General features: G+C 69.8%; 22 protein-coding genes and 1 other RNA gene. 5 read left to right on the top strand and 18 right to left on the bottom strand.

Annotated features, from left to right (window positions below):
- Positions 1-326: 326 nt before the first annotated feature.
- The 16 genes from VF647_07460 to VF647_07385 form a co-directional block, all read right to left on the bottom strand.
- Positions 327-686 (bottom strand): phage holin family protein, encoded by a 360-nt coding sequence (locus tag VF647_07460; GenBank protein ID HEX8451915.1) that lies wholly within the window; start codon positions 684-686, stop codon positions 327-329.
- Between the two features lie 105 nt (positions 687-791).
- Positions 792-1,208, bottom strand: coding sequence for a nucleoside-diphosphate kinase (gene ndk, locus VF647_07455; protein HEX8451914.1), 417 nt, complete (start codon positions 1,206-1,208; stop codon positions 792-794).
- A 368-nt stretch (positions 1,209-1,576) separates the two neighbouring features.
- Positions 1,577-2,476, bottom strand: coding sequence for a CBS domain-containing protein (locus tag VF647_07450; GenBank protein ID HEX8451913.1), 900 nt, complete (start codon positions 2,474-2,476; stop codon positions 1,577-1,579).
- A 5-nt stretch (positions 2,477-2,481) separates the two neighbouring features.
- Positions 2,482-3,351: a succinate--CoA ligase subunit alpha gene (gene sucD / locus VF647_07445; protein ID HEX8451912.1), complete on the bottom strand. Its 870-nt coding sequence runs from the start codon at positions 3,349-3,351 to the stop codon at positions 2,482-2,484.
- Positions 3,348-4,490, bottom strand: coding sequence for an ADP-forming succinate--CoA ligase subunit beta (sucC, locus tag VF647_07440; GenBank protein ID HEX8451911.1), 1,143 nt, complete (start codon positions 4,488-4,490; stop codon positions 3,348-3,350). Before sucC ends, sucD begins: the two co-directional genes overlap by 4 nt.
- Before the next feature lie 124 nt (positions 4,491-4,614).
- On the bottom strand, positions 4,615-4,794 hold the full coding sequence (locus tag VF647_07435; GenBank protein HEX8451910.1) for a hypothetical protein: 180 nt from the start codon (positions 4,792-4,794) through the stop codon (positions 4,615-4,617).
- Between the two features lie 190 nt (positions 4,795-4,984).
- Complete coding sequence (locus VF647_07430; protein ID HEX8451909.1) at positions 4,985-6,370, bottom strand: phosphomannomutase/phosphoglucomutase; 1,386 nt, start codon at positions 6,368-6,370, stop codon at positions 4,985-4,987.
- An 8-nt stretch (positions 6,371-6,378) separates the two neighbouring features.
- Entirely contained in the window at positions 6,379-6,771 is a 393-nt protein-coding gene (locus VF647_07425; GenBank protein ID HEX8451908.1) for a RidA family protein, read from the bottom strand.
- A 34-nt stretch (positions 6,772-6,805) separates the two neighbouring features.
- The gene (locus VF647_07420) at positions 6,806-7,801 is read right to left on the bottom strand and encodes a bifunctional ADP-heptose synthase (GenBank protein ID HEX8451907.1); all 996 of its coding nucleotides are present in this window, start codon (positions 7,799-7,801) and stop codon (positions 6,806-6,808) included.
- 740 nt (positions 7,802-8,541) lie between these two features.
- Positions 8,542-8,913: a response regulator gene (locus VF647_07415; GenBank protein ID HEX8451906.1), complete on the bottom strand. Its 372-nt coding sequence runs from the start codon at positions 8,911-8,913 to the stop codon at positions 8,542-8,544.
- A 79-nt stretch (positions 8,914-8,992) separates the two neighbouring features.
- On the bottom strand, positions 8,993-9,574 hold the full coding sequence (locus VF647_07410) for a hypothetical protein (protein ID HEX8451905.1): 582 nt from the start codon (positions 9,572-9,574) through the stop codon (positions 8,993-8,995).
- 108 nt (positions 9,575-9,682) lie between these two features.
- A complete protein-coding gene (locus tag VF647_07405; protein HEX8451904.1) occupies positions 9,683-10,204 on the bottom strand; it encodes an O-acetyl-ADP-ribose deacetylase in 522 nt (173 codons plus the stop codon).
- The gene (locus tag VF647_07400) at positions 10,201-10,923 is read right to left on the bottom strand and encodes an isochorismatase family protein (GenBank protein ID HEX8451903.1); all 723 of its coding nucleotides are present in this window, start codon (positions 10,921-10,923) and stop codon (positions 10,201-10,203) included. Before VF647_07400 ends, VF647_07405 begins: the two co-directional genes overlap by 4 nt.
- Positions 10,920-11,807, bottom strand: coding sequence for an NAD(+) synthase (nadE, locus tag VF647_07395; protein HEX8451902.1), 888 nt, complete (start codon positions 11,805-11,807; stop codon positions 10,920-10,922). The genes VF647_07400 and nadE overlap by 4 nt, the downstream gene beginning before the upstream one ends.
- A gap of 103 nt (positions 11,808-11,910) precedes the next feature.
- Positions 11,911-13,113, bottom strand: coding sequence for a hypothetical protein (locus tag VF647_07390; GenBank protein HEX8451901.1), 1,203 nt, complete (start codon positions 13,111-13,113; stop codon positions 11,911-11,913).
- A 97-nt stretch (positions 13,114-13,210) separates the two neighbouring features.
- Positions 13,211-14,386: an NUDIX domain-containing protein gene (locus VF647_07385; GenBank protein HEX8451900.1), complete on the bottom strand. Its 1,176-nt coding sequence runs from the start codon at positions 14,384-14,386 to the stop codon at positions 13,211-13,213.
- Positions 14,387-14,846: 460 nt separating this feature from the next.
- On the opposite strand from VF647_07385, the gene VF647_07380 reads away from it, so the two are divergent.
- The 5 genes from VF647_07380 (at position 14,847) to VF647_07360 (ending at position 20,230) form a co-directional block, all read left to right on the top strand.
- A complete protein-coding gene (locus tag VF647_07380; GenBank protein ID HEX8451899.1) occupies positions 14,847-16,652 on the top strand; it encodes a CIA30 family protein in 1,806 nt (601 codons plus the stop codon).
- A 111-nt stretch (positions 16,653-16,763) separates the two neighbouring features.
- Complete coding sequence (locus tag VF647_07375; protein ID HEX8451898.1) at positions 16,764-17,882, top strand: sensor histidine kinase; 1,119 nt, start codon at positions 16,764-16,766, stop codon at positions 17,880-17,882.
- Positions 17,879-18,481: a response regulator transcription factor gene (locus VF647_07370; GenBank protein HEX8451897.1), complete on the top strand. Its 603-nt coding sequence runs from the start codon at positions 17,879-17,881 to the stop codon at positions 18,479-18,481. The genes VF647_07375 and VF647_07370 overlap by 4 nt, the downstream gene beginning before the upstream one ends.
- A gap of 100 nt (positions 18,482-18,581) precedes the next feature.
- Positions 18,582-19,040, top strand: coding sequence for a hypothetical protein (locus VF647_07365; GenBank protein ID HEX8451896.1), 459 nt, complete (start codon positions 18,582-18,584; stop codon positions 19,038-19,040).
- Positions 19,041-19,198: 158 nt separating this feature from the next.
- Complete coding sequence (locus tag VF647_07360) at positions 19,199-20,230, top strand: DUF3667 domain-containing protein (protein ID HEX8451895.1); 1,032 nt, start codon at positions 19,199-19,201, stop codon at positions 20,228-20,230.
- Positions 20,231-20,294: 64 nt separating this feature from the next.
- On the opposite strand, the gene VF647_07355 is transcribed toward VF647_07360, so the two are convergent.
- The gene (locus VF647_07355) at positions 20,295-20,846 is read right to left on the bottom strand and encodes a hypothetical protein (protein ID HEX8451894.1); all 552 of its coding nucleotides are present in this window, start codon (positions 20,844-20,846) and stop codon (positions 20,295-20,297) included.
- A 137-nt stretch (positions 20,847-20,983) separates the two neighbouring features.
- Positions 20,984-21,359: a transfer-messenger RNA gene (ssrA, locus tag VF647_07350) on the bottom strand.
- Positions 21,360-21,471 lie beyond the last annotated feature (112 nt).

Genomic DNA, 21,471 nt, shown 5'->3' with positions numbered 1-21,471 from the left:
AGTCGCTGTGTGCTTGCGGCGACCGGTTTGCCCTCGGCCTGCGCACCGGCGGGGCAGATGTGCCTGCCATCCGTAGCCGAATCTCGCTTACGAGCTCCTCGATCTCTGGCGTTCGATGACCCACCACCGGGAGCTCGTAGACGGCTGAAGCGGACATAAAGCACACCATAGTTGTAGTGGACCGGCAATCACAGGGCCTAATACCTACAAGCAACACACAACTACCCTACAACTACTATACCACTGCGCCTTCGGAGTGGCAAACAAGAGGGCTGGGCCACGTAGACGTGTCCCAGCCCTCATGGGTTTGAGCGGGTAAGGCGCGGTCAGTCGTCGTCCGTCAGGAACATGGAGAGGACCCAGCTCACCAGGCTGATGACGATTGAGCCCACGACGGCGGGGACGAAGCCGTCGACGTAGAAGCCGTAGCCGAAGTGCTGCGCCGCGAGCGAGGTGAGCCAGAGCATGGCGGCGTTGATGACGAACAGGAAGAGGCCCAGCGTGAGCACGATCAGCCCGCACGCCAGCCCCTTGACGATGGGGCGCGCGACGGCGTTGGCGATGCCCAGGATCAGGGCCACCACGAAGTACGTCTGGAGCCCGCCGGTCACGCGGATCCCCGGGACGAAATACGCCGCGGCCGCCACTGCCAGTGCGGACGCGATCCAGCGCAGGAGGAGGTTCATCGATCGGTGCCGGTGAAGGATGGCGTGCGGTGCCCAGTACCCCCTAAATGCGGATGTGCCCCCCGCTGGCGCAAGGGGCACATCCGCGGGGCACGGCGGCGTGGCTCAGCCGACCAGCTCGGTGCCCGCGAAGAAGAAGGCGATCTCGGCGGCGGCGGTGTCGTCGGCGTCGGAGCCGTGGACGGCGTTGCGGCCCTTGCTCTCCGCGTAGAGCTTGCGGATGGTGCCGTCCGCGGCCTCGGCGGGGTCGGTGGAGCCGATGGTGTCGCGCCACTTCTGCACCGCGTTCTCGGCATCGAGCGCGAGGACGACGGAGGGGCCGCTGCTCATGAACTCCACCAGCTCGCCGTAGAACGGGCGCGCGGCGTGGACCTCGTAGAAGCGCTGCGCCTGCTGCAGGCTGATCTGCACGAGCTTCATCCCCACGATCCGGAACCCGGCCGTCTGGATGTGTGCGACGATGTTCCCGACGTTGCCGGCCTGCACGGCGTCGGGCTTGATCATGGCGAAGGTACGGGGCATGGCGGGTATCCGTGAAGGTGAAAGGTCGGTTTGGAAGTGCGTTAGTGCGTTAGTGCGTTAGTGCGTTAGTGCGTTGGTGCGTGCCGCGTCTTTCATTTTGTCATCCTGAGAGAGCCGCCTCGCCGATCTCCGCCGAGCCCCGAACTCCGGCGGCGATCGAAGGATCTAGCCGGCGGGGCAAGAGGTCGGCGGGTATCCGCGGTCCCCTCGGCACGCGCAGTAGATCCTTCGCTCCGCGCCAAAGGATGGAGCAAGGGCTGCATCGGCGCGGCGCGTCGCTCAGGATGACAAGGGGCATATCAGACGGATTCCATCAGCGCACTTACGCACTTACGCACTTACGCACTAACGCACTAACGCACTGCTTTTCAGAATGCAAACAACTTGCGAAGTATATCCCCCCGCGTCAGAAACCCCGTCAGCTTGCCCTCGTTCGTAACCGGCAGTCGCTCCAGGTCCTTGGAGACCATGATGGAGGTGACCTCGGCGAGGGCCTGGTCCTCGGAGACGCAGATCACGGAGCGCGACATCACGTCGCGCACGCGGAGGGTGCGGATCTCCTCGGGAGAGGGGCTCACGGCGCGGCTCTGCACGCCGGGGAGGAAGTGGCGCAGGAGGTCGCGGTCGGTGACCATCCCCAGCACTTCCCTGCCCTCCCCCACCACCGGGATCGCGCTGAGGTGGTGCTCGCGGACCAGGGCCAGCACCTCCTGCACGCTGTCGTCCGGCGAGACGCGGTAGACGCGCTGCGTCATCACGTCCTTGACCGTCAGGCGCGGCTGGATGGTGATGGCGAGGATCTCCGGAATCGCCAGCACCTCCTCCGCGCTGCGCGCCGCCACCAGGTGGTCCACCGTGGCGTCGTCGCGAAGGGCGCGGGCCAGCGAGGCCACCGTCTGGAGGTACGGGTCCGCGGCGGCGGGCGGGGCGAGCACCAGCACCATCACCTGCGCGTCGCCGCTGGGATCGTCGGCGCTGATGCGGAGCGGCGTCGGAGTCACCCCCAGCGCCACCACCAGCCGCTCCACCGCCTCCGTGCGCAGGTGCGGCAGCAGCACCCGCCCGCCGATGTGGATCAGGTCCCGCACGTGCTGGTCGGTGAAGAGGCGCTCCAATCGCTCCGGCTGCGCCACGTCCCCCGTTTCGATCAGGCGGCGCGCGAGCTGGGATACCGCCTCGTGCACCGTTGAGGCCGCAAGGGGGGCGACGACGTGCGCGGGGCGGAGGATCTCCGTCAGCCGCACCTCGCGCCCCCCTTCACGAGCCATGGGGCTCAGAGTACCTCCTGGATGAGCCCCACGACGTCCACGGGGCGCTTCGCCACGCCGATGCCGTTGTCGCGGAACGCCTGGATCTTCTCCTCGGCGGTCCCTGCCGAGCCGCTGATGATGGCCCCGGCGTGCCCCATGCGCCGCCCCGGAGGCGCCGTCTGCCCGGCGATGAAGCCCACCACCGGCTTGGTGACGTTGGCTTTGATGTAGGCGGCGGCTTCCTGCTCGTCCGTCCCGCCGATCTCGCCCAGCATCACGATCGCCTTCGTCTCCGGGTCCGCCTCGAACGCCGCGATGCAGTCGATGAACGAAGTGCCGTTGATCGGGTCGCCGCCGATTCCCACGCACGTCGTGGTGCCGATCCCCGCGCCCTTGAGCTTGTACACGACCTCGTAGGTCAGCGTCCCGCTCTTGGAGACGAGGCCGACCGGACCCGGCTGCGTGATGTGGCCCGGGATGATCCCCACCTTGCTCTTGCCGGCCGAAAGGAGGCCGGGGCAGTTGGGGCCCAGGAGCCGCGCGCCCTGTTCGAGGACGTAGGGCCGCACGCGGGTCATGTCCAGCACCGGCACGCCCTCGGTGATGCAGACGATGAAGTCGATCCCTGCGTCGGCGGCCTCGAACATCGCGTCCGCGGCGAAAGCCGGGGGCACGTAGATGACGGAGGTGTTGGCGCCGCCTTCCTTCACCGCCTCGGCGACGGTGTTGAAGATGGGCACCTGCCCCTCGAACTTCTGCCCGCCCTTACCGGGCGTCACGCCGGCCACGACTTTCGTGCCGTACTCCATCATCTGCTTGGTGTGGAACGAGCCGTCGCGGCCCGTGATCCCCTGCACCACCAGGCGCGTGTCGTTGTCGATGAAGATGCTCACTGGGCCTCCCCGTTGGCCAAAGCGACCGCCTTCTGCACGGCCTCGTCCATGTCGGTCAGCGCGGTGAATCCCGCTTCGTTCAGGATCTTGACCGCGATCTCTTCGTTGGTGCCGGTCAGGCGGATCACGATGGGGATCTGCATGTCCAGCTGGCGCGTGGCCGTCACGATGCCGTTCGCCACGTCGTCGGTGCGCGTGATGCCGCCGAAGATGTTGAACAGGATCACCTTGACCGCCGGGTCGCTGGTGATGATGCGCAACGCGTTCACCACCTTCTCCGGGTTCGACGAGCCGCCGATGTCGAGGAAGTTGGCCGGGTCGCCGCCGTAGTACTTCACCAGGTCCATGGTGGCCATCGCCAGCCCGGCGCCGTTCACGCAGCAGCCGACGTTGCCGTCCAGCTTGATGAAGGTCAGCCCCGCCTCGCGCGCCTGCACCTCGGCCGGCGCCTCGGAGCTCTCGTCGCGCAGCGCCTCGATGGCCGGCAGGCGGAAGAGCTCGTTGTCGTCGATGTTGAACTTGGCGTCGATCGCCTTGACCTCGCCCGAGGGCGTAGTGATCAGCGGGTTGATCTCGGCCAGCGAGCCGCCCGCCTCCATGAACGCCTTGTAGAGCTGCTGGAGGATCTTGGCCGCGGCGCGCTGCTGCTTCACGTCGGTGTACAGTTTGGTGGCAAGCTCGTACGCCTGGTGCGGAAGGAGCCCGTAGCGCGGGTCGATCGGCAGCTTGATGATGGCTTCGGGGTTGGTGTGCGCCACCTCTTCGATGTCCACCCCGCCCGCCGCCGACACCATGAAGACGGGCGCATGGCTGGCGCGGTCCAGGATGATGCCGACGTACGCCTCGCTCGCGATGTCCTCGGCCGGCGCGACGAGCACCTTTTGCACCGGGAGGTCCTTGATGGTCAGCTTGAGGATGGCCTCGGCCTTCTCGCGCGCCTCTTCGGGCGTGTTGGCGAGCTTTACGCCGCCGGCCTTGCCGCGCCCGCCGGCGTGCACCTGGGCCTTGATCACCACGGCCCCGCCCAGGCGGCGCGCGATCTCTTCGGCCTGCTCCGGCGTGGTCGCCACCTCGCCTATGGGGACGGGGATCCCCTGCGCGGCCAGGAGCTCTTTGGCCTGGTATTCGTGGATGTTCACCGGGACAGTTCCGGTTCGGGTGATGAAAAAGAGTGCCGTGCCGCGCACTCCGGACTTCCGCCGAAAAGGCGCAGCATGATAGCGGGCGGATCTATTCGCGGCAACGTCTTGCGCGCGCGGGCTCTTACGCGGACCGCCTCCGCATCAGCCACGCCCCCGCCCCCAGCAGCAGCAACCCGATCGCGAGAACGAGCGCACTCGTCACGACCGGGTCGCCGTACATCACCGTCATCACCCCAAACGCCACCACCGCGCCGCCGGCAATCAGCAGCACGAGCGCGAGCAGGATGCGGAGTGGAGTCATCGAGCGTTCGCCAAGGCCCTCAACGGAATCTCACGCAGAGGCGCAGAGACGCAGGAGAGGATAACAACGAGGGAAAAATGTCTCTTCTTTTCTCTTCCTGCGCCTCTGCGCCTCTGCGTGAGGCCATTGGTTCTCTCACGCGCCGCCCTTTGTGGGACGGCGCGTGCGTTGGAGCGGTTCAGGCGGGCGGTCAGTGGCCGACGGAGGGGCCGCCGATGCCCTCGCCGGCGAGCCAGCCTTCCATCTCGGAGCGGATCTGCTCGAGGCGCTCGGGGGTCTTGGCCTCGTAACGGGCCACCAGCACCGGCTCCGTGTTGGAGGCGCGGATCAGCCCCCACCCGTCGCCGAAGAGGACGCGGGCGCCGTCCACGTCGATCACCTCGTGGTTCGCGCGGAAGTGCGCGGTGGCGCGCGCTACGATGGCGAACTTGGTCTCCTCGGTGGCCGGGTAGCGCAGCTCGGCGGTGGAAACGAAGACCGGGAACTCGGCGATCCACTCGCTCAGCGGGCGACCCTGACGGGCGACGATGTCGATCAGCAGGACGGCGCCGTAGAGGGCGTCGTCGTAGCCGAAGTAGTTGTCGCCGAACATGATGTGGCCCGAAAGCTCGCCCGAGAGCAGCGACCCCTCCTCCTTCATCCGCTTCTTGATCAGCGAGTGGCCGGTGGCGTTCATCACCGGCACGCCGCCCACCTTTTCCAGCATCTCGGGAAGGAGTTGCGAGCACTTCACGTCGAACACCACCTTCTGCCCCGGCCCGCGGCGCTGGATCAGGTCCAGGCCGTAGAGCAGGAGGAGCGTGTCGCCGCGCACGATCTCGCCGCGGTCGTCGATGGCGCCGATGCGGTCCGCGTCGCCGTCGAAGGCCACGCCCAGGTCCGCGCCCTCCGCCTTCACGCGGGCGATGATGTCCACCAGGTTCTTGTCCACCACCGGGTCAGGGTGGTGGTTGGGGAAGGTTCCGTCCGACTCGCAGAAGATGGGGATCACCTCCACGTTGCCGCCCAGCGCCGTCAGCAGGCGCTCGGCCACGATGGAGCCGGTGCCGTTGCCGCAGTCCACCACCACCTTGAGCTTGCGCCCGATGGTGAAGCGCTCCGCGATGTAGCGGACGTAGTCGTCCATCACGTCGCGGTTCTCCACGCTCCCTTCCCCGCTCTCGTAGTCGCTCTCCTCGATCATGCGGCGCACCTCCTGGATGGAGTCGCCGTAGATGGAGCCGCCGAGCGTCATCTTGAAGCCGTTGTACTGAGGCGGGTTGTGCGACCCCGTCACCTGCAGCCCGCCGTCCAGCTCGCCGTGGTAGACCGCGAAGGAGTGCACGGGGGTGGGCACCAGGCCCACGTCTACCACGTGCACGCCGGCGGCCACCATCCCGCGGCGCACGCCGGCGGCGAGGTCTTCGGAGGTGAGGCGGTTGTCGCGCCCCAGCGCCAGCGTCGGCCGGGGCTTGCCCAGGCGGCGGATGGCGAGGCTGGCGAAGGCGCGGCCGATCTGCTCGGCCACCTCCACGGTAACGTCGGGACCTACGACGCCGCGGATGTCGTACTGACGGAAGATGTGCGGATTGGCCATGTCTCTCCTCAGGCGGTGAGCACCAGCGCCACGCACTCGATCTCCACCGCGCAGTTGCGCGGGAGGCCGGCGGCCTGCACGGTGGACCGCGCCGGGGCGTGGTCGCCGAAGTGGCGCCCGTACACCTCGTTCATGGCCGTGAAGTCGTTCATGTCGCGCAGGAACACCGTCGTCTTGACCACCGCCGACAGGTCGGAGCCGGCCTCCCGCAGCACGGCGGCCAGGTTCTTCATCACCTGCTCCGTCTGCGCCACCACGTCGCCCTCGATGAGCTGCATGCTCACGGGGTCGAGCGCGATCTGCCCGGCGGTGAAGACGAAGCCGCGGGCCACGATGGCCTGGCTGTACGGGCCGATGGCGGCGGGCGCCTGGTCGGTGTGGACCTTTTGGAGAGACGTCATGGCTGCCTTGGAAGTGCGTGAGTGCGTGAGTGCGTTAGTGCGCCTGCGGGTCGAGCATCGCGCGTAGCTCGTCCGGCGAGACGGTGGCGACGCCGGGTTTGCCCACCTCGATCCCCGCGGCGAGATTGGCGAGGACGGCGGCCTCCTCGATGGTCGCGCCGGCGGCCAGGGCTACGGCCAGGAACGCCGTCACCGTGTCGCCCGCGCCGGAGACGTCGTAGACCTCCCGCGCCTGCGTGGGGATGCGGAACGAGCTGCCGCCCTCCGAGCGCAACGCCATCCCGTCCTCGCCCAGCGTCAAGAGGAGGTGGCGGGCGCCGCTCCGGGTGCGAGCGTTCTCCAGCCAGTCGTCGTCGCCTGCGCGGACGGGCGTGGCCATGGCGGTGCCCAGCTCGACCGCGTTGGGCTTGAAGACGGTGGCGCCGCCGAATGCGAAGAAGTTGCGGAACTTGGGGTCCACCACGCTGGGGATCCCCGCCGCCTCCGCCGCGTCGAGCGCCGTGCGAATCACGGAGGGCACCAGGACCCCCTTGTTGTAGTCCTCCAGCACCAGCGCGTCGCACGCGGCGACGGCGGCGCGGACGTGCTCGCACAGCTCGGCGGCGCACTCGTCCGGGAGGTCGTCGTCGCGCTCGCGGTCGAAGCGCACCACCTGCTGCTGCCGCGCCACCACGCGCGTCTTGGTGGTGGTGGGGCGGTCGGGGCGCTCCACGAGCCGCGCGTGCACCTTGCCGCCGTCCAGCTCCGCCAGCTCGCGGCGGATCTGCGCCCCGGCGGCATCCATCCCCACGTAGCCCACCACCTCGCACGCGGCGCCCAGCGCGGCCACGTTGGCGGCCACGTTGGCGGCCCCGCCCAGCGCCGTCCGCTCCTCCGTGACGTGCACCACCGGCACCGGCGCCTCGGGCGAGATGCGGCTGACGGCGCCTACGAGGTACACGTCCAGCATCAGGTCGCCGACCACCGCCACGCGAAGGCCGCGCCCGCGCTCCAGGATCTCGTCCAGCCGCGCCCGCGTGAGCCGCTCCATCCGCCCCAGACGTTCAGTGCACGCTTCCGGGCCCCGGGGCCGGGAAAAGGAGCGCCAATGTAGGCGGGCGGTGGGGGGGAGACAAGACGGGGAATGGGGAATGGGGAATGGGGGACCCACGCCTCGTAGGGGCGCGATTCATCGCGCCCGTGCCCGACGCGGCCCCACCGCCTGGCCTCGCTGGCCTGACCGTCGCCATATCACACCGAACCCGTAGGGGCAGACCTGCGTGTCTGCCCGCCCTCTCCCCCGCCCCAATTCACGCGTTGCGCGCCGGAACCCTCGTAGGGGCAGCCCCGCGTGGCTGCCCGTGCCCCGTGCTGGGCCGTGGCCTGCTGGTGCCCACCGATGCCTGCGGCCATTGTGCCCGGGCGAGTAAACTCGCGGCAACAACAGCACAAAGTCCGCCTGCGCGGACTCGCGGGCGGGATCTGCACAGGGCGGCGGTCATCCAGGTGGCGCGCGGAGAGGCGGGCGGCCGTCACGCGGGTGGGAGCAGGTCCAGAACGCGGGCAGACACGTGCGGGGGGCCTACGACATCTGTGTGCACGGACGGGAGGCGGTGCGGCGCCGGCCACGGGCGCGATGAATCGCGCCCATACGGCATCTGCCGGCGGTCAGGCGCGGGGCAGCGTCGTGCACGGCCGCGTGCGCAACGCGGCCAGATGCACGCCACCGCCCCTCCCCCAGGTTGTTTTGGGGGAGGGGCCGCGAGGAACGAGCGGGGGAGGGGGCCCCTCTCACCACCCCAGCACCTCCTCAATCTGCCGCGCCAGCTCCATCGGATCGAACGGCTTGGTGAGGACGCCGTTCACCCCCAGATCCTGAAACCGCGTGCGGTCCGTGGCCTGCACCTTGGCGGTCAGGAGGATCACGGGGATCTCCGCGGTCGCGGGCTGCGCGCGCAACGCCCGAAAGGTGGAGGGGCCGTCCATCTCCGGCATCATCACGTCCAGCAGGATCGCGTCGGGCATGTGCTCGGCGGCGAGGCGGAGGCCCTCGGCGCCGGAGCTGGCGCTGGAGACCTCCCAGCCGGCGACCGCCTCCAGAGCGAGCTGCGCCACCTCGCGGATGTCGTCCTCGTCGTCGATCACCAGAACACGTCTGCTCATCAGGAGGCGGGTATCAGGGGAAAAAAGACGCGCTCCGGCCAGGGAGGAGGCCGGAGCGCGTTGATGTGCATGCGCGGCGCTATTCCTCGTCGCCCGCGCCGTTGGAGCCGCCCGAGGAACCGAGGCGCGACTGCACGTGCTCCACGCCTTCCTGCGTTATGGCGTATTGCTTCCGCGCCTGACGCGTGGTGCCCATCTTCTTCTTCTGCGTCATCAGCGGCGGGCGCGAGCGCAGGTTCGATTCGATGGCGCGCGTGATGTTGGGGACCGGCAGGCCGTTGCGCTTCAACTCGGCGTTGATCGCCTGGCTGGTGACGGTGCGGTCCGGGCGGCCCTTGGAGAGCACGTAGGCGCCCAGAAGCGCGCGCTCCGCCATCGTCTCCGGACGCCACTGTTCCACCAGCGCGCCCACCTGCGCGACAGGCCGCCGCGGGCCCGTTCCCGAGCCCTTGGGACGGCCCGGACGTCGCTTGACGGGCTCTTCGGTGGCCGTGCTTTCCTCGGAGGATGCGCCCGCGGAGGAGCCGGACGAGCGGCCACCGCCCTGGAAGGCGCGCTGCAGGAGGATGTCGCGCGCGTGCTCCTTGAGCACGGGGTCGTAGCTGGAAATCGCCGCGTTGATCTCGTCGAGCAGCGCTCTGACTTCACGCAGGTCGGTCATAGGGTGTCATGTTCTGGGGCTTTCGCGCGCACGGTCGTGCGGGCGGAGCACCACGTTGCGGGCCGGGTTGCGGTCCTGTGGACGCGCAATGTTGCCGGTACGCAACATTTAATCCGCGGCGGCCAGTGCCGTCAAGTAGTGCTGGTATGCCTCGTCGCCGAAGCACACCACCGTGACCTCCTCCGGAAGCTCGTTTTCGCGCAGATGTGTGAGCACGGTGGCCATTGCGATGCGCGCCGCTCGCGCCAGCGGGAAGCGATATGCGCCGGTGCTGATCGACGGGAATGCAATGGTGCGCAGCCCCCGCTCCGTGGCGAGCGCCAGAGAATTGCGCCACGCGGAGGCCAATAATTCATCCTCACCATGACTCCCGTCCTGCCATACCGGCCCGACGGTGTGGATCACCCAGCGCGCGGGCAACCTGTAGCCGCGCGTGATCTTGGCCTCCCCCGTGCGGCAGCCGCGCAGCATGCGGCACTCGGCGACCAGTTCCGGTCCCGCCGCGCGATGAATGGCGCCGTCCACGCCGCCGCCACCGAGCAGCGAGGTGTTGGCGGCGTTCACGATGGCGTCCACATCCACCTTCGTGATGTCGCCGTTTGTGATGCGGATGCGCTCCTTGGGCGTCATGAGTCGCGCATGGCAAGTCCCGCCGTGGTCATGAGGGCCGCTCCGGACGCGAGCCATCGCGCCAGGCTCTCCTCTTCCTTTTCGATCCCCAGCCCCCACGTCGCGTCGGTGATCAGGGTCACGGGGAGGGCTCGCTGAGGCGCCAGCATCCCCTCCACCGCCTGCTTGACGCACACGTCGCGCGCCACGCCGGCCACGAACACCTCCACCGGCTTCTTCAGCTCCTCGCGAAGGGCGCGGATGAGGTCGTCGGTGGCGCGGTTCCCCTCGAACACGTCGAACTTGCTCTTGTGGATGAAGATGGGCCTGCGCGTCGCCACCGCGCGGCGCGCCGCGGCCCTGGCGTCTTCGGGGGTGGCGGCGCGGGAGAGGACGATCGGGTCCTCGGGATGGATGGAGGCGAGGATCTGCGCGCCTTCCCGCTCGGCCGCGTCGTCGGAGAGGCCCATGCAGTGCGGCGGATAGGTGCCGCGCGACGGATCGGGCGCGACGGCGTCGATCTCCTCGTCCGCGTACGAGTGCCAGTCGCCCGTGAAGACCATGACGTCGCAGCGGGCGCGCATCCACTCCACCGCGCGCTCGATGGCGGGGATCGCCTGCGTGGCGCCCGCGTCCTGGCCGTTGTCGAAGAGGTCGTGGACGTACAGGCGCCCTCCCTGCTCCGGCGGCAGAAGGAAGTCGTTCTGCGCGTCCACCACCCAGCCGATGCGCGCCTTCATCGCGCGCTCCGGCCCGGGTACACGGGCTTCGCGGCGCGCTTCCACGCGGTGGCGTCCACGCGCGCCAGCACCGCCGCGACGACGGACTCGGGGATGCCCTCGGGAGTGCTCTCGCCGCGCGCGCGGGCGGCGCCGAAGGCCGGCCAGTAGTGCGCGAGCACCTGGTCCGCCTCTGCGTAGGTGAAGCCGAGCTCGCTCTCGTCGGTCTGCCCCGGCCACAGGTCGGCGGAGGGCGCCTTGTTGACTACGACGGATGGGACGCCGGACGCCTCCGCGAGCTGCCACACCTCCGTCTTCAGGAACGGCGAGAGGACCTCGATGTCACTCGCCGCGTCGCCGTGGATGGTGAAGTAGCCCAGGAGGTTCTCGGTGCGGTTCTCGGTGCCCAGGACGAGCGTGTCGCCTGCCATGTTGGCGAAGGTGTAGAGCGTGACGGCGCGATGGCGGGCCTTGAGGTTTCCCAGCGCCAGCACCGCGCGCACGTTGGCCGGATCGGCCGCGAGCACCTCGTGCAGCCCCGACGCCGCCGCCGACGCATCCACCGCCGCAGCGATGTCGATCGTCCGCCACTCCGCCTCCGGCAGGCGCTCGGCCACGGCGCGCGCATCGTTGAGCGACGCCGGCGCCGATGCCGCATGGCGTCCGCTGCCGTACGGCATCGACAGCAGCACGACGTTCTCCGGGCCGAGCGCGCGCGCCGCCACCATGGCCGCAACGGCGCTGTCCACACCCCCCGAGAGCCCCATCACCACCCGCCGCATCCCCGCCCCTCGCACCACGCCGGCCAGCCACTCCGCCATCGCCGCCAGCTCCGCCTCCGCATCGATGCGGAGCGTGGCGGGGACCTCGCGACGGGTAGCGGAGTCTGCGTTCGTTGCGGTCATATCGATCTCCCATGGTCCAGGGGGATGTTCATCATCGTTGTGAACTGCATCTCGCACATCTTTTAGTACTAGGCACTTGGCACTAGGCACTTGGCACTTCGGTTCACCCCGCCCGCCCCCAATCCAGCCTCACCAACCTCGGATTCGGGCGGAAGCTCCGCCCCACCTTCCCCGCCTCCGCGCCGTCCAGCCGCACCACGTCCGCGGTGAAGTCGAAGTCGCTGAGGAGCCCTCCGGTGCCGTCGCTGTGGCCCAGCAGGCTGCTCCCCACGCCGTACGCCGCGACGGGAACCTGCTGCGCCTCGAACTGGCGGATCTTGTTCGGTTTGAAGCCGCCGCTCACCACGATTCCGACCTCGGGGAAGCCCTCCACGTCGAGCGCCGCGCGCATCTTTCGAACGAGGTGCGCGTTGACGCCGGTTAGGGACGCGCGCCCCCACACTTCCGGATCGCCGATCAGCGAATCGTCGATCAGCCGCTCGCTGGTGTCCACGCGAACGGCTGCCAGCGAGCCCGGGCCGAACTCGGCGCGCATCGCCCGCGCCACCTCCAGCGCGGTGCGGACGGAGTTGTTCTCGTAGTCCACAAGGCTCATCACCTGCACCTCCGGCTCCTCCGCGCGCAGGTAGCGAGCGAAGGCGAGCGTGGCGGCCACGGTGTCGCCGCCAAAGGTGGCGATCATGGCGTGCGGCATCGTCCCCACCCCCGGAGAGCCCCACCACGAGCCGGCCGCGTCGCTGGACACGCTGCGCGCGCCGCCGATCTGCGCCGCGTAGCCGTCCGGCGTCTGCACGCGCCAGTCGTCGTGGCGCGGGGCCATGAAGATGACCGGCTTTCCCGCCGCCGCCTCCACCACGGCGCGCGTGTTGGTGGCCACGAGCGATCGCCGCGCCAGCACCCCCAGCAGCGGCGTCTCCAGGTGCCCGAACGCGCGGTACGGCCCGGTGATGTGCATCACCGTCTCCCACGACTCCGAGCCTTCGGCGTTGATCGAATCGCCTTCCAGGAGCGTGTCGACGGTGAGGCGGGTGTAGTCGCACCCCTCCGCGAGCTGCGTCTGGAGCAGGCGGAGCGCCTCGTAGACGCCGGCCAGCACGCCGCCCTTCTTGGCGAAGACCTGGAGCGTGACCTCCGGATCGATCCCGGCGTGGCGCAGCGTGGCCGTGGTGCGCACGAAGTAGCGGTCCGAGAGCCATCCCGAAGCCATGCGCGGGTCGAACTGGAAGAGCCCGGCCGGGAAGCGCGCGAGGCCCTCGTGAAGCTCCGCCTGGCGATCGAGCTCCGCCGCGGGTGATTGCGATGTCATGATATCGGCCGTGTGTCTCGTGACGAGAACGAATGCACCCGAAAAAGCGAACGCCGCAACGTTCTGAAAACGAGAATAATGCTCCCGCTACGCACTGTCAAGCTTCCCCGGTCGCGGCGGATGAGTCTTCCCCGCCCTCCAGAGGCAGCCAGGGGAAGCGGATCGAGGTCTCCAGGCGCGCGCGCAGCGTGTCTTCGCGGAAGCGGAAGAGCTCGGGCGGGACGCCGGGACCGCCCGTGTCGCGCGTGCGCCGCTTTCCCGTGCCCTGTACAATGCGCGGGGCGCGCGTGGCGCGGTCATCCTTGGCGGCGGCCACGGCGCGCCGGAAGTTGGCTCGGTGCAGCGGACGGCCCGCGATGACTTCGCAGCCCGCTTGAAGCTCGTCGAGCGTGAACTCGGCGCCCAGCAACGCCATCAGCGCCGCGGGGAGGTACTTGATCTTGCCGCGCAGACGACCCAGCGCGTCGGCCATGATCTCGCGGTGGTCGAACGCCATCGGCCGGCCGAACGCCTTCGCGCCGTCACCAGTGACGCGGCCCCAGGTGTCGCGATGCGCCTCCTCCACCAGCCCCGCCTCCCGCAGCAAGGCGAGGCGCTCGGAGACGCGCTCCTCGTTCCACTCGCGCAGCCCGAAACCCCAGGCGAACTCCACCCGCTCCGCCCGGTCGCCGCCCTGGCCGCGCGCCCATTCATCGAGCGCGCGCAACGCGGATTGCGCCGCGGCCCGGCCGTCCGCGGAGCGCAGGTCTTCCCAGGGGAAATACGTGTAGACGTCCTCCCAGCGCGCGTCCGTGGCGTCGTCGCCGTGCTGGGGGTCGAAGCCGCCGCCGTCACGCCGCACCAGCATCAGATAGGCGTTCGTGGTGACGCGTGAGCCACGCGAGACCCACTCGCCCGTCTCGGGATCGCGCGCGCCGGCGAACTGGCGCGGGTCGCGGCCGTTGGTGCTGTAGCTGCCGAGCGGCTCCACGTGCTCGGGCGCCGGGCACCCGGTCTCCTCGCGCAGCTCGCGAAGGGCGGCCTCGCGCGAGTCGCGGTCGCCGGCCCAGTCCATGAAGCCGCCGGGCCACGCATCCAGCCCCGCGAACGGCTCGCCGCCGCGCACCACCACGAGCGCCTGGAGCTGCGTGGCGCCCCCTTCGCGGCCCAGCGCCAGGGCGACCGCGTCACCCGTGACGGCGTGGCGCGGATATTCGCGCGCATCGTACTCCAGCGCCCACTCCGGCGGGTCGCCCCCCGGGTCCACCCCGCGCACCTCCGCACCATCCCCCATCGCTCCCCCTTGCTGACCGGAATCATTGCGCGGCACGTTGAGCACGCTGCGGGCCAGACGGCAGGGAGCTGGGGCTCACATGACGTCTGTCATACCAAAGTGGTGACGTGCGGGATTGTACGGCGCCGCGCGCGGGGCGCATCTTCAGACCAGTGCCTTAGTGCATCGGTGCATGAACGCGGGACGGCCCAACTTTGTCATCCTGAGGGAGCCGCCCGGCGGATGTTGACGGTGCGCCGTACTCCTGCGGCGACCGAAGGATCTAGCCGGCGAGGCAAGAGGCCGGCGCGCCACGACGGAGCCCTCGACACGCGCAGTAGATCCTTCGCTCCGCGCCAGAGTTCGGAGCCGTACGGAGGTTGGTGCCGCGCGTCGCTCAGGATGACAGATTGGGGGTGACCACGCACTCACGCACTCACGCACTCACGCACTTCCCTTCACCACGCGTCCCTGGAATCCCATGTCCATTCTGAGAAAAACCCTGCGAACCATCCCGCTGCTGGCGGCGCTTTCGGTCCCGCTGGCGGCGCAGCAGCCGGCCACGCTTTTCCGCAACGCGCGCGTGTTCGACGGCACGCGGGTGCTGGAGCGCACGGACGTGCTGGCTGAGGGCGGGCGCATCACGCGCGTGGGCCGCGGCCTCGCGGCGCCCGCGGGAGCCGCGGTGGTGGACGCGAGCGGCAAGACGCTCCTCCCCGGCCTGATCGACGCGCACACGCACAGCTTCGGCGACGCGCTGCGCGAGGCCCTCGTCTTCGGCGTGACCACCGAGCTGGACATGTTCACGGACCACCGCATGGCCGCCACGGCGCGCGCCGAGCAGGCGTCCGGACGGGCCAGCGCGCGCGCGGACCTCTTCTCCGCCGGCACGCTGGTGACGGCGCCGCGCGGGCACGGCACCGAGTACGGGATGACGATCCCCACGCTGTCGTCGCCGGACTCGGCGCAGGCGTTCGTGGACGCGCGCATCGCGGAGGGCTCGGACTACATCAAGCTGGTGTACGACGACGGCCGCACGTACGGGATCAAGATAGCGACGCTGGACAGCGCCACCCTGCACGCGGCCATCGCCGCGGCGCACCGGCGCGGGAAGCTGGCCGTGGTGCACGTGGGCGACGCGGCGGGCGCCCGCACGGCGATCGCGGCCGGGGCGGACGGGCTGGCGCACCTCTTCGTGGACCGGCAGGCGGACGCCGGATTCGCGGCTTTGACGGCGCGGCGGCATGCGTTCGTCGTCCCCACGCTGACGGTGCTGATGAGCATCACCGGCACGGGCGGCGGCGCTCCGCTGGTGCAGGATGCGCGTCTGATGCCGTACCTGACGCCGCCGGTGCGCGCGATCCTCGCGCAGGGCTTCCCGCGCCGCGCGGGCACCCCCGCGACGAGCTACGCCGCGGCGCAGGCCACCGTGCGCCAGCTTCGTGCGGCGGGCGTCCCGATCCTGGCGGGCACCGATGCGGGGAACCCTGGCACCGCGCATGGCGCGGCCATGCACCGCGAGATGGAGCTGCTGGTGGGCGCCGGCCTCAGCCCGCTGGAGGCGCTCACCGCCGCCACGGCCGGCCCGGCGCGCGCCTTCCGCCTGGCGGACCGCGGCCGCATCGCGCCGGGGCAGCGGGCGGACCTGCTTCTCGTGAACGGCGACCCTACGCGCGACATCACCGCCACGCGCGACATCGCGGGCGTGTGGAAGGGCGGCGTGCCGGTGGACCGCGCGTCCTTTGCCCGCGCCGTGGCCGACCAGGTCGCCAACGCCGGCCGTCCCATGCGCATCGCCGGGAACGGGCTGGTGAGCGACTTCGAGAACGGGATGACATCCGCGCCCGGGAACTGGTTCCCATCCCCGGACAGCTTCGGCGGCGGCACCTCCACGGGCGAGGTCAAGGTGGTGGAGGGCGGCGCGGGCGGCACGGGACACGCGCTGTCGATCTCCGGCACCATCACCACCACGATTCCTCAGCCCTGGTACGGCGCCATGTGGAGCCCAGGCGCGCAGCCCATGGCCCCCGCGGACCTCTCCGCCAGGCAGGGCATCGCCTTCCAGACGCGCGGCGACGGCAAGACGTACCGCGTAATGGTGTTCGCGCGCAGCAAGGGGATGGCGCCGCTGATCCGCACCTTTGTGGCCGGCCCCGCGTGGAGCGAGGTCTCGTTCGCCTGGTCCGACTTCGGCACCGACGGCCACGACGTGATGGGCGTGGTGATCGCGGGCGGCCCCCAGCCGGGCCCCTTCGGCTTCCTCATCGATGACCTGCGCCTCAAGTGATCTCACGCGGAGGCGCGGAGACGCGGGGAGAGCACGCGAAGTTCTCTCTGCGTCTCCGCGTCTCCGCGTGAGGCCGCGGTTCGGATGACGGTACACACTCCAGAGTAGAAGATGAAGATGCGGCGATGGCGGCTCCTGCCCGCGGATGGACAGATCGGCTGGCTGCCGTACGTGTGGCTGGTGTACCTGGGCAGCTTCCTGGCCCAGCCGGTGATGCGCTGGCGCACGGACCGCCTCGGATTCGCCGAAGCGCTGATGACCGCGGCGGCGCTGGCGCTCTTCCTCCTGTCGTACTTCCGCGGATTCTGGGTGAACGGCCCCGAGATCCTGCGCGTCATCGGGATGCAGGTGCTGCTCGGGGCGGTGATGATGCCGCTGAACCCGAGCGCCTTCGTCTTCTTCGTGTACGCGGCAAGCTTCGCGTCGCGGCTGGGCAGCGACCGCGCCGCGGTTCGCGGCATCGGCGCGATAGCGGGCATCGCGCTCGCGGCGGCGGTCCTTTCCGGCGCCCCGCTCGCCTACATGATCGCGGGGCCGGGGCTGGCCATCATCATCGGGGCCGCGAACCTGCAGCAGGCGCAGGTGAGGCGCGCCAACGAGAGCCTCCTCATCGCCCGCGACCAGGTGCAGCGCCTCGCCGCCGTCGCCGAGCGCGAGCGCATCGCCCGCGACCTCCACGACGTCCTGGGGCACACCCTGTCGCTTATCGTCCTCAAGTCCGAGCTCGCCGCCAAGCTGGCCCCGCGCGACGCCGACCGCGCCGCGCGCGAGATGCGCGACGTGGAAGAGGTCTCCCGCAAGGCGCTCCAGCAGGTGCGCGAGACGATCCGCGGCTACCGCGCCACCCTGGCGGACGAGGTGGCGCAGTCGCACACCCTGCTGGACGCGGCGGGGATCCGCTCCGCCTTCCATACCGAGCCCGCGGAGCTCGACAGGGCGGCGGAGGAGGCGCTCGCGCTGGCCCTTCGCGAGGCCGTCACCAACGTCGTGCGCCACTCGCGCGCCCAGTCGTGCCGCGTGTCGCTGCGCGCCAAGGGCGGATGGTGCATCCTGGAGGTGGAGGACGACGGGCGGGGTGGCAGCGCGCCGGAGGGAAGCGGCCTGCGCGGGATGCGCGAGCGCGTGGCGGCGCTGGACGGCGTGATGCTGCGCGCGCGGGGAGCAGAAGGGCGCGGCACGCGGCTGGAGGTGATGGTCCCCGCGCGGCAGCCGGCGGAGGCAGCGCCATGATCCGCGTGGTGATCGCGGAGGACCAGACCATGGTGCTGGGCGCCCTCGCCGCGCTGCTGGAGATCGAGAGCGACATCCAGGTGGTGGCCCGCGCCCAGAACGGCCGCGAGGCGCTGGACGAAGTGGAGGCGCATCGCCCAGACGTGCTCCTCACCGACATCGAGATGCCGGAGATGACGGGGCTGGAGGTGGCCGCCGAGGTGGCGCGCCGCAAGCTCCCCACGCGCGTCGTCATCCTCACGACGTTCGCCCGCGCGGGCTACCTGCGCCGGGCGCTCGACGCCGGCGCCGCGGGGTACCTGCTCAAGGACAGCCCCTCGGAGGAGCTGGCGAACGCGGTACGCCAGGTGCACGCGGGCGGCCGCGCCATCGACCCCGAGCTCGCCCGCGAGGCGTGGACCGAGCGCGACCCGCTCAGCGACCGCGAGCGCCAGGTCCTGCGCCTCGCCGCCGACGGGGCCACCGGCGCGGCCATCGCGGCGAAGCTCTTCCTCTCCGAGGGCACCGTCCGCAACTACCTCTCAGACGCCATCTCCAAGCTGGGAGCGGCCAATCGCGTGGAGGCGGCGCGGATGGCGAGGGAGAAGGGCTGGCTGTAGCGCGACGGTGCGCGCAACAAGATTGTTGTGGATGCGGATGCGCGAGGTAGATTGGCCATCGTACGCCATGCGATATCCCACCCGTTCCCCTCGAGGTCCGATGCGAAACGTTTCCGTGCTTCTGCTGTCCCTCGCCGCCGCGTGCGCCCCCGCGGCGACGACGACGACCACCGACAGCCCCGCGCCGGCACCCGCGGCCCCGACCGCGGCGCCCGCCGCCTGGAGAACGGGCAACTACAGCGCGACCGTCACGGCCGCCAATCTCCCGGCGGGTGCGCCGGCGGACGAGCTGGCGGGCGCGTGGGAGATCCAGTTCCACGAAGGGAACCACTTCATCGTGATGCGCAACGGAGCGCAGATGCTGCAGGGGCACTACCAGGTCAGCGACGGCCGGCTCTCCTTCGGGACGGGCGAAACGGGGCCGTACGCCTGCAACGTGGCCGCGTCGTACACCTGGAGGACGACGGGCACGCAGACCACCTTTTCGCCGGTGGGGACCGACTCGTGTATGGGGCGCGCCGTGATCCTGGGCAATCGCGCGTTCTCCTATTCGCCATGAGCTGATCCAGGCACACGGAAACGAGAGGCCCGGCCAGCGCACTGCTGGCCGGGCCTCTTCGTGCGTGATGCGCAAGGGCGGAATACTTGCAGGACGTACCCTGAAGAGCTGAGCAGCAACGTCGACGGATCAGCCTCCGCCCTCGCGATCCCCGGCACATGCCCGATCCACCCGTCCCCTCCGGCAGCGCCGTCGCCGATCGCCCGCGCGGTGAGCCGCCGATCGCGCCGCAGCGAAAGGCGCGCTGGTGGTCGTCGGACACGCGTCGCACCCCCGCGCGGCCCTGCCTCAACTGCGGCGACCCCACCGTGAGCGCCTTCTGCCCCACCTGCGGGCAGCGCAAGGTGGAGGTGAGGGTCTCGCTCCGGCGGATGCTCCTCGAGCTGCTCGAGGACCAGCTCGCCGTCAACGCGACGCTACCGCGCACGGTGGGCGCGCTCCTCTTTCGCCCCGGCCATCTCACCACCGAGTACGTGAAGGGACGCATCGTGCGCTACGTGCCGCCGTTCCGGCTGTACCTGGTCAGCTCGGTCCTCTTCTTCGTCCTCCTTCCGCTCGCCGCCGACGCCAACATCATCGCGGACCAGGTCGCCCGCGACAATGCGGTACAGGCGAGGCGCGAGGCCGCCCCGGCGCCCGCGAACACGGGCGGGCTTCCGGCCCCGCCCCCGCCGCCCGAACGGCCGCGCGAGGGGATGGACATCAGCATCGCGTACAAGGACACGGCGGCGGTGCCCGCCTGGCTGAAGCCGCTGAACCGCCGCCTCACCCGCACCGGCGAGCGCCTCAAGAGCATGCCTCCCGGCGAGGCGATGCGGACGCTGATCGCGGCGATGGAGGAGAACGCGCCCAAGGGCGTGTTCCTCATGATGCCGCTCTTCGCCTTCTTCCTCAAGGTGCTGTACTTCCGACAGAAGCGGTTCTTCGTGGAGCACTTCGTCTTCGCGCTGCACGTGCACTCTCTCGCGTTCGTGCTCTCCACCGTGGGGATGCTCTTCCAGTTCCCCCTGCTCCTGCTGACGCTGGGCCTCTGGCAGCTCGGGTACGTCTTCATGGCGATGAAGCGCGTCTACGGCCAGGGGATCGTGCGCACCTTCACCAAATTCCTCGCGCTGGGCTTCGCCTACGTCGTCTTCGGCGTGGGCCTCGGTGCCGCGGCAACGATGCTGCTGGCTGCCATCACCATGTAGCCGAGGGTGGCACCACGCGAAAAAGCCGCCCCGGCACGTGCCGGAGCGGCTTTTCAGGCGGAGGTCATGGCCGGTCCGCGACTCCCCCGGTGATGCCGCGCTTGACGAGCTCCGCGATCTGCCCCTCCATCTTCCCCGTGCCGTGGCAGGGAACCGAATTGCCGCCCAGGGTGCGATCGCGGGCATGGCCGTCGATGAGGGTCATGATGCGCGTCCCGCCCTGCGCGGCGGGTTCGAGGCGCGTGATGATCACAAAGGTGACCAGGTACTCGTCCGAACGATTCCCCGTCGTCGGCGACACTCCGCAGTCGATGTAATCGGAGGTTCGTTCCCCGGGATACATCGGGCCGCTGATCTCCATGTGGGGCGTAGCGAAAAGCTGCTCCCCTCCCCCTGCCGAGGCGGGCCTCCCGGGAAAGCCGATCACGCGGTACGCCTCCGGCAGAAGCTGCCAGACCTGCTCGATCGGCGCGGCCACGACGTCGCTGGAGTGCGATCCGTTCGGACGAAACAGGATGCTGAAGCGCTCCGGCGCATCGAGCACCCCCCGCCGCGGAGTCGGGGAACCGGTTGTCCCTCCCGCGCAGGCGAGCGTCAGACTGATGGCCGCGGCCATCGCCGCCCGCCTGGCCACGGGTCCGCAGTTGCTCAGTGCAAACATGGGCGAGGTTGTGCTGGGGGCTGGGGAGGAGAAAACAAACGACGAAGGCCCAGAATCCGCAAGGAATTCCGGGCCTTCGTGCTACTGATTTTCAGTGGAGATGCCGGGAATCGAACCCGGGTCCGCCTGCAGATCCCCCACGACTTCTACGTGCGTATTCCACTGTTCTTTTCTCCTCGCCCGGTCATCGGCCAGTGGAAGGCCCATCCCAGACCAGTCGTGCGATCTCGCTTACCCTACCACGACGCTCAGGCAAGCCAGCTTGAATTTGCGACAACTGCTGACCCGGCTCAAGCGGGTCTGATCAGCAGAAGGGCGGTAAGGATTTCCCCGAGGGGAACTCTACTTACGCAGCCAGGGCGAAGTTATCGTTCGCAATTACAGGTTTTACCGCTTATTTAACGAGGCACTCGGAGACCTCGGCACGCAGCCATGGCTTCACCACACACGTCGAAGCCAGTCATCCCCAGACCCGAATTGTCAACGCAGGTAATCTAACCGGCCTGGCGGAGGGTGTCAATCCCGTTGCGGGGTAAGGGGTTACGCAGAGGGCCCCCGCCCCCCACCCCCCACCCCCCCC

It is taken from the genome of Longimicrobium sp. (assembly GCA_036387335.1).
Taxonomy (GTDB): Bacteria; Gemmatimonadota; Gemmatimonadetes; order Longimicrobiales; family Longimicrobiaceae; genus Longimicrobium.
The sequence above is the reverse complement of the archived record's forward strand: the minus strand, read 5'-3'. Positions and strand labels throughout refer to the sequence as shown.

Coding starts and splice junctions, on each gene's coding strand:
- VF647_07460 (HEX8451915.1), bottom strand. CDS start 686: ATGAACCTCCTCCTGCGCTGGATCGCGTCCGCACTGGCAGTGGCGGCC.
- VF647_07450 (HEX8451913.1), bottom strand. CDS start 2,476: ATGGCTCGTGAAGGGGGGCGCGAGGTGCGGCTGACGGAGATCCTCCGC.
- VF647_07400 (HEX8451903.1), bottom strand. CDS start 10,923: ATGAAGGCGCGCATCGGCTGGGTGGTGGACGCGCAGAACGACTTCCTT.
- VF647_07355 (HEX8451894.1), bottom strand. CDS start 20,846: ATGGCCGCGGCCATCAGTCTGACGCTCGCCTGCGCGGGAGGGACAACC.
- VF647_07430 (HEX8451909.1), bottom strand. CDS start 6,370: ATGGCCAATCCGCACATCTTCCGTCAGTACGACATCCGCGGCGTCGTA.
- VF647_07365 (HEX8451896.1), top strand. CDS start 18,582: ATGCGAAACGTTTCCGTGCTTCTGCTGTCCCTCGCCGCCGCGTGCGCC.
- VF647_07375 (HEX8451898.1), top strand. CDS start 16,764: ATGAAGATGCGGCGATGGCGGCTCCTGCCCGCGGATGGACAGATCGGC.
- VF647_07380 (HEX8451899.1), top strand. CDS start 14,847: ATGTCCATTCTGAGAAAAACCCTGCGAACCATCCCGCTGCTGGCGGCG.
- VF647_07420 (HEX8451907.1), bottom strand. CDS start 7,801: ATGGAGCGGCTCACGCGGGCGCGGCTGGACGAGATCCTGGAGCGCGGG.
- VF647_07390 (HEX8451901.1), bottom strand. CDS start 13,113: ATGACATCGCAATCACCCGCGGCGGAGCTCGATCGCCAGGCGGAGCTT.
- nadE (HEX8451902.1), bottom strand. CDS start 11,807: ATGACCGCAACGAACGCAGACTCCGCTACCCGTCGCGAGGTCCCCGCC.
- VF647_07425 (HEX8451908.1), bottom strand. CDS start 6,771: ATGACGTCTCTCCAAAAGGTCCACACCGACCAGGCGCCCGCCGCCATC.
- VF647_07360 (HEX8451895.1), top strand. CDS start 19,199: ATGCCCGATCCACCCGTCCCCTCCGGCAGCGCCGTCGCCGATCGCCCG.
- ndk (HEX8451914.1), bottom strand. CDS start 1,208: ATGCCCCGTACCTTCGCCATGATCAAGCCCGACGCCGTGCAGGCCGGC.
- VF647_07385 (HEX8451900.1), bottom strand. CDS start 14,386: ATGGGGGATGGTGCGGAGGTGCGCGGGGTGGACCCGGGGGGCGACCCG.
- VF647_07405 (HEX8451904.1), bottom strand. CDS start 10,204: ATGACGCCCAAGGAGCGCATCCGCATCACAAACGGCGACATCACGAAG.
- VF647_07370 (HEX8451897.1), top strand. CDS start 17,879: ATGATCCGCGTGGTGATCGCGGAGGACCAGACCATGGTGCTGGGCGCC.
- VF647_07415 (HEX8451906.1), bottom strand. CDS start 8,913: ATGAGCAGACGTGTTCTGGTGATCGACGACGAGGACGACATCCGCGAG.
- VF647_07410 (HEX8451905.1), bottom strand. CDS start 9,574: ATGACCGACCTGCGTGAAGTCAGAGCGCTGCTCGACGAGATCAACGCG.
- VF647_07435 (HEX8451910.1), bottom strand. CDS start 4,794: ATGACTCCACTCCGCATCCTGCTCGCGCTCGTGCTGCTGATTGCCGGC.